Source organism: Xanthomonas sp. D-99, from assembly GCF_017746145.1.
Taxonomy (GTDB): Bacteria; Pseudomonadota; Gammaproteobacteria; order Xanthomonadales; family Xanthomonadaceae; genus Xanthomonas; species Xanthomonas cissicola.
Window position 1 is genome coordinate 22,285 of record NZ_JAGHWU010000003.1, and the last position, 11,864, is coordinate 34,148.

At 65.4% G+C, this 11,864-nt stretch carries 5 protein-coding genes and 1 pseudogene; 1 reads left to right on the forward strand and 5 read right to left on the reverse strand.

Annotated features, from left to right (window positions below; translation table 11 throughout):
• Positions 1-38: 38 nt before the first annotated feature.
• Positions 39-3,506, reverse strand: a complete 3,468-nt coding sequence (locus tag J7360_RS01475) for a LamG-like jellyroll fold domain-containing protein (protein WP_209033109.1) — start codon at positions 3,504-3,506, stop codon at positions 39-41.
• A 217-nt stretch (positions 3,507-3,723) separates the two neighbouring features.
• On the opposite strand from J7360_RS01475, the gene J7360_RS01480 reads away from it, so the two are divergent.
• Positions 3,724-5,688 (forward strand): glycoside hydrolase family 97 protein, encoded by a 1,965-nt coding sequence (locus J7360_RS01480; RefSeq protein WP_007974028.1) that lies wholly within the window; start codon positions 3,724-3,726, stop codon positions 5,686-5,688.
• 137 nt (positions 5,689-5,825) lie between these two features.
• Here the strand turns inward: J7360_RS01480 and J7360_RS01485 are convergent.
• The 4 genes and pseudogenes from J7360_RS01485 to J7360_RS01500 form a co-directional block, all read right to left on the reverse strand.
• A pseudogene (locus tag J7360_RS01485) lies at positions 5,826-7,331 on the reverse strand (carboxylesterase family protein).
• The gene (locus J7360_RS01490; protein WP_057661153.1) at positions 7,331-8,248 is read right to left on the reverse strand and encodes a TrmH family RNA methyltransferase; all 918 of its coding nucleotides are present in this window, start codon (positions 8,246-8,248) and stop codon (positions 7,331-7,333) included. Before J7360_RS01490 ends, J7360_RS01485 begins: the two are co-directional and overlap by 1 nt.
• A 290-nt stretch (positions 8,249-8,538) precedes the next feature.
• Positions 8,539-9,108: a GNAT family N-acetyltransferase gene (locus tag J7360_RS01495; RefSeq protein WP_209033127.1), complete on the reverse strand. Its 570-nt coding sequence runs from the start codon at positions 9,106-9,108 to the stop codon at positions 8,539-8,541.
• A 67-nt stretch (positions 9,109-9,175) separates the two neighbouring features.
• Entirely contained in the window at positions 9,176-11,851 is a 2,676-nt protein-coding gene (locus tag J7360_RS01500; RefSeq protein WP_209033111.1) for a M1 family metallopeptidase, read from the reverse strand.
• Positions 11,852-11,864 lie beyond the last annotated feature (13 nt).

Below are 11,864 nucleotides of genomic sequence, written 5' to 3' on the forward strand. Positions count from 1 at the left end.
CGTCGTGCACGGCACGGCGCGGCAACACGCAGACGTCGCTACGGAGACCCGTTGGCGACACCTGTCGATGGTTCGGCATTCCAGCCACGCAATTGCAGCGTGGCGTTGCGCAAGGCGGCAGCAGACGGGCCGCGAATTTCCACCACGCGTTCTTCGCCTGGCGCCAGGCTCAGATAATTGTCGCTGTAATAGGCTGGCAGGATGCGTTGGCCTTGCGCATCCACCAGGGTCAACTTGGTGTTGAGGGCCACCTGCTGCGACGGGTTGCGGACGGTGGCGCGCAGCACGGCCTCGTTGCCCTGCTGCAATTGCGTGGTGAGCTGCAGCGGCACCTTTGCGAGCACGTCCAGCCCACGCATCGCCACCGCATCGCGCGCCACCCAGTAAAAGTTGCGCGAACGCACCACCGCGTCGCGATCAAGCAACTGCAGCCGCACAAAGCCCAGCCCGTTGGTGTCCTTCAGCGATGGTGCCAACTGCAGCACGGGTGCCGACACTGCCACTGCAGCGGCGTCCAGCGCCTGTTCACGCTGTTGCAGCAGCTTGCCGTCACTGGCGTACACCTCTGCACGCACACGCAATCCACGCACCGGCGTGGCAGCGTTGTTGACCACGACCACTTCGTACCCCGGCAGATTCATCTGCACATGCAGGGTCTCGGCTGCATTGCGCACGCCGTAATACGCGGCGTGGGTGTCGTAATCGTGGCTATACACCTGCCACATGTTGCTCGGCCACGCCGGATGGCTCATCCACAGCAGGCGACCGCTGTTCTTGCTCCACAGTTGCGCGTTGAAGCCTTCGAAAATGGCGCGGTGGGTTTCGTAATTGAGCAGCTGCGCCTTGCGCTCGAAATCGGCCAGGCCGGTCGGTGCACCCAGCTTGTCGGTCAGCGTGCGCATGAAACTATTGGTATCGCCGTTACCGGACTGGTGCCAGTCGTGGTACGCCCAGGCGTCGCTGATTGGCCATTGGTCGCCAACGGCCGGCACCGAGGCCTTGAACGACTCCAGCGTGGAGAACGATGGCGTGCCCACTTCCACCGAGAAGCCCTGCGCCAGCTTGTTGAAGTAGGCCACCGGCTCGCGATAGTTGTACGGCCCACTGCCCTGCAAATTGATCTCGTTGGAACTGCCGGTGTACCAGCGCGTGCCGTCGAGTTCGGCAACCAGCTTGTCCAGGCCTTCGTTGAGGATGGGGGCCGGCACGCCTTCGTTGCGCCCGAACCACAACACGATGGACGGATGATTGCGGAAGCGCTTGATCACCTCGGCCGCGTTGTCCAGGAACAGCGCCGCATCGGCCGGTTCCATGTTGTAGTTCTGCGTGGACTGCCAGAAATCGTTGAGCACCAACATGCCGTACTCGTCGGCCAGCTCGAAGAAACTTGCTTCGGTGTTCTGCCCGACCCAGTTGCGCACCACATTGAAGTGCGCATCGCGCTGCAGGCGGAAGTACGGCTCCAGCCGCTCACGCGACACGCGCTTGCGCCAATCGTCCATGCCCCAGTTACCGCCTTTCACGGCAATGCGCACACCGTTGATGCGGATGACCAGATGCGGGGCCAGCGTGGAATCGTCCAGCTGCTGAACTGCCGGCGAGCCCAGCGCACCGGGATATAGCGACTGCGCGTTGCCGCCGGGTACTGGCCGGATCGCCGCATGGCGTACATCGACGATGCGTTCGCCACGCTGGCGGGCCTGGTTGAGATCGACCAGCACACGGCGCAATGCGCCATCGTCGTCGAATAACGACAGCTCGTAGGTCACCTCGCGAATACCGAAGCGCAGCTGCTGCGCATCCGAGCGCGCGCCTGCCACATCGACGCTGGTATGCAATGTATACAGCGCAGGCTCGCCGTAGCCGTTGGGCCACCACAGCCGCGGGTTGACGAGGCGCAACTGTGGCGTATCGCCCGCAGTGAACTTCAGCGTACTGCCGCCGGCCGGCACCATGACCTGGCGCTGGATGGTCACATCGCCGAAGACCAACTGCACGCTGCCCTGCACTGCGGCAGGCGTGTCGTTGCGCAGCGGCACGTTGATTTCCAGTTCGGCACGTTGATGATCCGGCGCCAAGCGCGCGGTCAGCACCTGGATGTCGCCAAGTGCGAGCGGGCCGCTGGCGTGCAACTGCACGTCCTGCCACAGACCGGCATTGCGGTCGCGTACCGCGGGAATCCAGTCCCAGCCCTCGCTGGCGATGAAGGTCGGGCCATCCAAGGCCTGCATGCCGCCGTTTTCGCCGACGCCTGCGCTCATCGATTGTTCGTGCGCAATGCCCGGATGCGGTGGCGGCGACACCCGTACCGCAATGACGTTGCGACCTGGCTTGAGCCGCGTGCTGACATCGAAACGACCGCGTGCGAATGCGCCGCGCGTACGCCCGACCTGCACGCCATTGACCCAGACTTCGCCGGCATAGTTGATGCCGTTGAACAGCAGTTCCAGACGCTTGCCTTGCGCGGCGGCAGGCAGATCGAAACTGCTGCGGTACCACCAGTCCTGACGGCTCAGCGCTTCGGGAATGGCCATGTTGTTGAGACCGATGTCCGGATCCGGATACACGCCACGGTCGACCAGCGTGGTGAGCACGGTGCCGGGCACGGTCGCCGCACGCCATGACGCATTGCCGGTGGTGTCATCGCGACGCGACAGCGTGGCGCCGGTCGCTTGACCAAGCTCCGGTGCTGCGGCCAGCTGCCATGCACCCACACGCCAGGAAGTGGCATCCAGCGACTGCAATGCCGGCGCGTTCGCCACCGGCTTTGCAACCGGCGTCGAGAACGCTGCACTACTGCGCGGCAGCGTTGCAGCCGGCTGCGGCGCAAGCTGGCCGGCCATCTGCTTGACCTGCAAGCGCCAGCCTGGCGATGCGTCTTCGAAGCGTTGCAGTGCCGGATCCGGCGCATTTTCGGCAAGCTGTGCAATGGCCTGTGCATCCAGCGCGCCCGCCTGTACCGTAAAGCCGGCGAGATCGCCGCCGAAGTGTTGCGTATACGCCGCCGGCTGCTGGCGTGGCCCGAATACGAGCGTCGGCGCGATGGCCGTCCGCTGCACAGGACCGCTGGCGACCTTGCGGCCGTTGGCATACAGGGTCAGGCGAGCGCCCTGGGCAACTGCGGCCACTTGCGTCCAGCTGTCTGCACGCAGGGTTTGCGTACTGCGCAACACATTGCCGGCGCCCTGCGCAAAGCCGAGTGTGCCGCCATCGATCACGAAGTAGCGGCCTGTGCCTTGCGGATCGCCCACGCCTGCAATCAATGCAGGACCTGTGATCGACCGTGATGGGCGCACCCAGCCAGAGACGCTCCAGTCCGCATCGGCAGACAACCACGGCGTCGGGGCAGCGAGCTTCTTGGTCAGCGCAACGCCACCGGCAAGCACGCGCACGTCATACGGACCGGGCGAATCGTCGGCAGGCGCTGCCTCCACTGCAGTCCAACCCATGCATGCACACAACACCCACAGCGCTCCGCGGCGGAACGCCCTGCGAACCATCAGCATTAGAGGCCTCTCCCAAGCTCTACTGCCACACAACGGTGCACATCGCTTCGATGCAATCGGCAACCCGTCGCGCAGACGTTTGCGTCATGACCTCCGTGATGCCGCCCGTGGCTGCCGCCCCTGTTTCAGCGGCCATGGTGCGAGGTAACGTTACCCCAGCTGGATATCGACAACAACCTTTCTGCGCTAGGGTTGGCAATCCCAGGAGGAGGGAATCATGCGAAACCTGATCCAGTCCGCAGTCCCCGCGGCATGTGCGTTGTTGTGTTTGATCGCTGCACCCGCTGCAGCACAGAGCTTGCGCGTGCAATCGCCTGATGCACGCACGCAAGTGGAATTCACGCTACGTGCCGGTGGCGTGCCCAGCTATCGCGTGCTGTATCGCAACACATTGGTGCTCGACGATGCGCCGCTCGGGCTGGATCTGGGCCGAGGCAACAAGCTCGGCCGTGACATGACGCTACACAGCAGCACGACCGAACTGCACGACAGCCGCTTCACCTTGACGGTCGGAAAGACGCGACAGGCGCGCGACCACTATCGAGAACTGCGCGTGCAACTGGCCGATACGCAACATCGCAAGCTCAGCATCGAACTGCGTGCGTACGACGACGGCGTTGCGCTGCGTTACGTCCTGCCGGATGCAGGCCAGGTGCACATTCGCGACGAACTCACCAGTTTCGCGTTCCCGCACGATTACCGCTGCTGGAACTTGAATCTGGGCCGTTTCGGAACCAGCCACGAGGGCGAATACGATGCAATCGCCGCATCCAAATTGCGCGCGCATAATTTGATCGAGTTACCGCTGGTGTGCCAGACCGATGCCAACGGCACCACGCTTGCGATCGGAGAAGCGAACCTGCGCGATTACGCCGGGTTGTATCTCACCGGTCGTTCCGAAGGCGGTCTGGGCGTATCGGCAAAACTGTCGCCGCGCCTGGACGACCCCACATTAGCGGTCAGCATCGATGCCAAGGGCCGCGATTTCGCCACGCCATGGCGGGTGATCATGCTGGCCGACAACCCCGCAAGCCTGATCGAATCCAACCTGATTTCCGCGCTGAATCCGCCGCCCGCCTTCGATGCGAGTTGGGTGCGCGCGGGTAAATCGGCGTGGGATTGGTGGTCGGGCAGCTTGGCCAGCGGGGTAGCCAACCCGGGTATGAATACCGCCACCATCCAGCGCTATATCGATCACGCGCAGCAGTTGAAACTGCAATACATGCTGATCGACGACGGCTGGTACTACGGCAGTACCGGCGATGGTCAGTACAACGCCGATGCGGATATTCGCCGGCCCGTCGCGCAACTCGATCTGCCCGGCCTGGTGAACTACGCACGCGAGCGCGACGTAGGGCTATGGCTCTGGGCGCACTGGCGCGCGCTCGATGCGCACATGGACGAAGCGCTCACCTGGTATCAGCAACTGGGCATCAAGGGCATCAAGGTCGATTTCATGGACCGCGACGATCAGCAGATGGTGGACTTCTATCACCGCCTGCTGCGCAAGGCTGCCGAGCACAAGTTGTTGGTGGATCTGCACGGTGCGTATCACCCGACCGGGCTGACCCGCACTTATCCGAACTATCTCACCCAAGAGGGCGTGCTCGGCGCCGAGTACAACAAGTGGAGCGCACGCATCACCGCGACCCACAACCTCACCTTGCCATTTACGCGCATGTTGCTTGGGCCGATGGATTACACCCCTGGCGGCTTCCGCAATGTCCGCCCGGCCGACTTCAAGCCACAGCACTTCGGTCCCCAGGTGATGACCACACGCGCGCAGCAATTGGCGATGTACGTGGTCTATGAGAGTCCGTTTGCGGTAGTTGCCGACAGTCCCGAGCAATACGAAAACGTGCCTGCCGCGCAGTTCTTGCGTGATGTGCCTGCAAGCTGGGACCAGACGCGTGCGCTGGATGGCGCCATCGGCGAGCACATCGCGCTGGCGCGGCGGCGTGGCAAGGATTGGTATGTGGGTGCGATGACTAACGAGCAGGCGCGCACGATGCAATTGCCGTTGTCGTTCCTGGGCAAGGGCAACTGGACAGCCACCATCTACGCCGATGGCCAGGCGCCGACGGACGTGCGCATCGAGACCCGCACACTCACCCGCAACGACACCTTGCAGCTGAACCTGGCGGCAAATGGCGGCGCGGCCATCAGGCTGCAAAAGAAGTAAAAGCCGATAAGCCGAGGTGACGTGACCAGGCGTACGTTGCGCAAGCGCTTTGGCGTGAGCGCGGGTGTGCTTGCGGTTCGATTCGGCGTCAAACGTGCGCACCGCGGCGGTGCGCACGTTTTGCAGCTGCGATTACGTTATGGCAAATCCACTGCCGCACACACCGCCGGACGCGCCTCCTTGATGGGTTGCACGCCACGCGCATCGAACTGCAGCCCTGCATGCGCCGGCGTGAATGCCGGCCAGGCCGGCAGGCCCTCGGCATTCGGATTACCCTGCTGCACGAACGCGGCCCAATAGCGCTGCAGGGACACCGGCGGCTGGCCGATCGACAGGTTCTTGAACAGGAACGGCAACTCTGCGCTATGCGTCACCTGCCCACCGGGAACGGCGGTATCGAACACGTAATGCCATACCGGCACGCCCAGCGCAGCCTGGCGCTGCGCCACGGTCACCGCCGGGCAGCGGAAGGTGAGATCGGTGGACAACTGCATGGACGCATTGCCTTGCCGTTCGGCGCGCTGCGCGATAGCGGCGCGATGCGTTTGCAGGATGGCGCCGGCGTGGTCGGGATAGTCGCGGCGCACCCGCCTCTCGGCGCCGTCCTCGCCGCCATAGCGCAGTTCCTGCACCACGTAACCGATCAACAGTGGCACCTTTGCCTGCGCGCCAGCAGCGAGCATCTGCGCTGGCGCATGCGGCAGCACGCGCCCGTCGACCACCGCCTGCAGCCAGATATAGCCGTCGTCATCCAAGGCCGGCACATCCACGCCCTACGCGGCCTTGAGCAGTTGGTTGACCGGCAACGCGCGCAGTTGCGCCAGACGCGTTGCCGGATCGTCGATGCCGGCGCGTTTGGCAATGCTCGCGCCCAGCGCGCGATTGTCTTCCAGGCTGCGCGCCGGCAGGCCGAAGCCGGCGGTGCCGCTCTGTTCGATGGCTGCCGAGAACAGGCCGCGTGCGAGCGGGCTAAGCATCAGCAAGCCCACGTCCTGGCCGCCGGCCGACTGCCCGGCGATGGTCACCCGCGCGGGGTCGCCGCCGAACTGCGCGATGTTGTCGCGTACCCATTGCAGCGCCGCGATCTGATCGAGCAAGGCGTAATTGCCGGCAGCTTCGTTGTCGCCATCGGCCAGCTCCGGCAACGACAGGAACCCCAACGCGCCCAGCCGGTATTGCAGCGTCACCACCAGCATGCCCTGCGCCACCAGGTTGGTGGGCAGATGTCCGTCGGCGCCGCCCGCCACGTTCGCGCCACCGTGGATCCACACGAACACCGGCAGCGGCTTGGCCGGATGCAGCTGCGGTGTCTGCACTTCGACATAGAGGCAATCTTCGGTGCCGCGCCTGGCCATGGCGTTATTCCACCCAAGCGCCGGCTGCACGCACGGCGTGGCGGCCACAGTGGCCTCGCGCACCTGCGTCCATGCGGCGATCGGTTGCGGCGGGCGCCAGCGCAGCGCACCCAATGGCGGCGCAGCGAAGGGGATCGCGCGGAAGACCGCGCTGCCATCGTCCTGCCATTGGCCACGCACCGCACCATGATCGGTACGCACCTCGGGTGGTGCCGCCGGCGTGGTGGCAGACGCGCTTGCACCGAAGAAGCAACCGGTCGCAAGCAACAACGCAGAAAAACGCACCATCAGTGTTCTCCGGTGAGCATGCGCGCGTGCCAGGCGGCCTGGAAGACCGCGGTGGCCGAGGCAACGTTGAGACTTTCCACCTTGCCGCTGCCGCGGATCGACAACTGCAGATCGCAATCGCGCGCAAATGCCCGGTCCATCCCTTCGCTTTCTGCGCCCATCACGTACACCAGGCGCTGCGGCAACGCGGCGGCGAAGACATCCTGGCCACCGTCGACCAGTGTGGCAGCAATCGCAAAACCGGCCTGACGCAGCTGCGCCAACGCCGTTGCAGTGTCGGGCAATTGCACCAGCGGTACCGCTTCGGCGCCGCCTTCGGCCACGCGTGCGGCCGCGCCCGACAGGCCCAGCGTGGAGCCAGCCGGCAGCAACAGACCGGCCACACCGAAGTGCGCCGACGAGCGCAAGATCGCCCCGAAATTATGCGGGTTGCCCACCCCGTCCAGCCACAGCGCCAGCACCGGGCCCTGCGGCAACGCGGCCAGCCATTCCTGCAAAGGTTGCGGGGTGACGCGCAGCACCTCGGCCACCACTCCCTCATGGTGCGCACTGGCAGCGAGCTTGCTCAGATCGGCCTCGTCCACCACGCGATAACCGATGCGCCGGGTCACGCACCAGGCCAGCAGCGCCTTGAATTGCGGAATGCGCGCCTCGCTCAGGTACAGCTTGCGCAGCGCCTCCGGGCGCGTCTTGAACACGGCCTGGACGGCATTGATGCCGTACAGCCGCACCTCACGCGCGTTGCCGCTCGCTGCAGCGGCAGGTGGCGTGGCGGCCGGAGCGTGCTGCGCTGGAGCACGGGGTGCGGCGCTGCGCGGCGCCGGGGTGCGCGGCGCAGCGCGGCCCCACGGATTGTGCGAGGGGCCGGAGCCGCCATCGCGTGGCGGCCGTCCGCCGCGTCCATCATGCTGTGTCATTGTCGGATCCAGAAGTTCGTGTTGCTTGCAGTGCCAAACGGCTGTTTCCGGCCGTTTCGCCGTATGCGTGTCGATCGTGTTGCAGCACCCGCAGGGCCGCTGCCGCACAAGCAGTGACGACGATGGTAAGCCACTGGCGCGATGGTCCGTCTACGGCGGCCGGGCCGAAGCATGTCGAACGTCGTGCCGCCCTGCCGGGGCGACGTTGAAGTGACCGACTGCGCGCAGGCTCTACGAGACTCCTGCGGCCGCTATTTCACGTTCCGCAGCTCGCAATCATGGGCGTGCAGTCACGCAGGGGCGGATGCGCATCCGGGCACGCAAACCGCAGCGGGTGGATTCACCCGCGCGAACACGCGCAGATCGTGCAGCCCATCCGGCTTGAGCAGCGCACAGCGGCTGACGCCTTCTTCGACGAAGCCATTGCGCAGCAACACCGTGGCCGATGCAGGATTGGTATCGAGCACGGTGGCCTGCACGCGATACAGCGGCAGGGTCTGCATCGCCCAGGCGACATACGTGCCCACGATGCGTGTCATCCAGCCGCGACCCCAGTACGTGCGACCGATCCAATACCCCAGTTCGGCCGAGTAAAGACGATCGCCCTGCCCTGGGCGCACGGCGATCGTACCGCAGGCCTGGCCATCGATCACGATGGCCAGCACCGGGTCTTGCAAATCGACAACCCTACCGGCTAGGAACGCTTCGCCGTCGGCACGGGTATATGGGTGAGGGAATCGCTCGCTCAATCCGCGCGGCACCAGCGGGTCGTTGGCATGCCGCAGCAAGGCATCCAGGTCGTCCTGACGCCAGCGGCGCAGCACGAAGCCTTCCCCGTGCACGATCAGCGACTCGTCCATTGCGGTGGTCATGGCATGCGCAGCATTCACTCCCGCGATACTGCGCACGCTGGCCGCACGCCGCAACTCAGCGCTGGACGGTTTGCGCCTGTTTCAACGCAGCGCACAGGCGGATGGTCTCGCCGGTCTGGGCCAGGCCACGGTCGGCGCCACTGAGCTTGGCCAGGCGCGGCTTGAAGAACGCATCCAGGCGATCGGCCTCCTCCACGCTGCAGCCGCCGGATGCACCCAGCGCCGGCAACCCGCCGCCATCGAACGAGCCACTGCGTTGCACGAGGCGGTCGAAGTTGGCGGTGAACCAGGCCCACATCGAATCATGCGAACGCTCTTTGCTGTGCCCGCGCATCAGCAGGCTCTTCATCTCGCCCACCTTGATCGCATCGGTCAGCGCAAAATCGCGCACCTGCTTCAGCAGCGCCGGGTCCTGCACTGCACCCAGTGCGGCGATCATGCCGTTGCGCTGGGCCGGGTCGGCATGCGTGCGCAGTGCATCGATCAGCGCCTGCACTGCCGGCGCGCCGCGTTCCTGGGCAGTCACGGCCAGTACGGTGCCCAGCAGGTCCGGGTTGGCGGCGGAGAAATCCAGCGCACCCTTGCCGCCGGCCAGCACCGCATCGCCTTGCGCCAGCAGGGCCTTGCGTACCTCAGCGTTCTGCAGACGCAAGGCGAACACACTGGCCAGCGACGTGCGCAGCGCAGTGTCGTCGATCGACTCACCGCTGCGCCGCGCGTAACCCAGCGCACGCAGACGCGGCAGATACGCCTGTTCGGCAGCCTTGCGCAATGCGCCGCGCTGCGCCTCGGTGGTGGCCTGGTAACGCCAGATCCACCCGAAACGGTCCAGTAACGCGGTGGACACATCTGCCGATGCCGACGGCGCCAGCTGCGCGAGCGCTGCCAGCACGGCCGCGTTGTCGGCATCGCCGTGACGGTACGCCGCATTGATCGCATCGGCGTAGGCGAGCTGTTCGTTATCGTCCAGCTGGCCGACCTGCTTGCCCAGCGCCGCCAATTGCTTCTTGGGCAGCGAAAAGCGGTAATAGCCGGCGCCGCGCGCATTCGGGAACACCCAGGTGTTCTTGCCGGCGCCTTCCAGCACGATGCTGCCGCTGCCGTCTTCAAGCAGCTGGCAGGCGGTACCGACCTGGTTCTTGCCCTTGCCGTACTTCACGCACACCGGCACGCCCCATTGCTGCGCGGCAGACCCGCTGGACCCCAGCGGCAGGTAGCGCTGCTGCTGCAGTTTGACCACGGTCTTGCCGCCTTCGCGCGCCACCTGGGTCTGCAGATACGGCACGCCCGGCTGGTTGAGGAAGCTGCGGAACGCGGCCTTGAAATCGTCGCCCTTGCCGGCCGCTTCTGCGATCGCATCGACCAGGTCGTCGGCAGTGGCGTTGCCGAACTTGTGCTTGGCGATATAGGCGCGCATGCCCTCGCGGAACACGTCTTCGCCGACGAAGGCTTCGAACATCGCCAGCACCGCCGCGCCCTTCTGGTAGGTGATGCCATCGAAGGCGGTTTCGATATCGCCATTGCCGGTGATCGGCTGGCGGATCTTGCGTGCGCTCACCAGGCTGTCGTTCTCCATCGCATGCTGCGCACCGCCGATACGGTCCAGATTGGCGTGGTATTCCGGATGCAGCTGCATGGTGATCTTCTGCTGCATCCAGGTGGCGAAGGCTTCGTTGAGCCACAGGTCGTCCCACCACGCCATGGTCACGGTGTCGCCGGTCCACTGATGCGCCAGTTCGTGCGCATTGACGTTGAAGGAGCGCTGCACGTTCTCGGCCGGCGAATCCTTGTCCAGCAACAGCAGCCAATCGCGGAAGGTCACAAACCCCGGGTTTTCCATTGCGCCGGCACTGAAGTCCGGTGCGGCGACCAGATCGAGCTTGTCGAACGGATAACCGAAGGCGTAGTAGTCCTCCAGCGCGGCGATGATGGCGGGGGTCTGGTCCAGTGCCGGGGTGATGCGCGGGCCCTGGCCCTTGGCGGCAATGCCGCGCAACGGCGTGGCGTTGGGGCGCTGCGGGGTGGCCGCCATCGGCGCCACATCCACCACGTCCCACGGGCCGGCGGCGTAGGCGACCAGATAGGTCGGCAGCGGCACGGTCGGGGCGAAGGTCACCGTCTTCCAGCCCTTGCCGGCCGGCTTGGTCGAGGTCGCGATGGTGTTGGCCAGCGCCTGGTCATCGCTGGGCACGGTTAGGCTGATGTCGAACGGCGTCTTGAACGCCGGCTCGTCGAAGCCCGGGAACGCGTAGCGCGCACTGATCGGCTCCATCTGCGTCATCGCATACGCCTTGCCCTGGTACTTCACCTGGTACAGGCCCTGCAGCTGCTGGTTGAGCGGCGCGCTGTAGGTCATGTCCACGGTGAGCGTCTGCGGCGAGAGCGTGCGGCCGAAGTCCAGCCGCGCCACACCGGTCTGCGCATCGGCTTCCACGTAGCGTGCAGTCAGCGCCTTGCCCCTGCCGGGCTTGACGGTGACCTTGCTGACCTTCAATTCCTTGCCGTGCAACCAAAGATGGTCGGATGCCTGCTTGAGCTGCACGCGAATGGTGGTGCGGCCGCTGAATTGGGTCTGCTCCGGGTCGATCTTGAGCGCGAGGCTATAGCGCTCGGGCACTGCCCAGGTCGGCAGGCGACCATTGGGAACCGGCTCGGCGGACGACTGTGCCAGCACGTTGCCGCAGCACAACGCGAGAAGAGAAGGGGCAAGCAGGCAGGCAAGACGACGCATCGACAACTCCGGG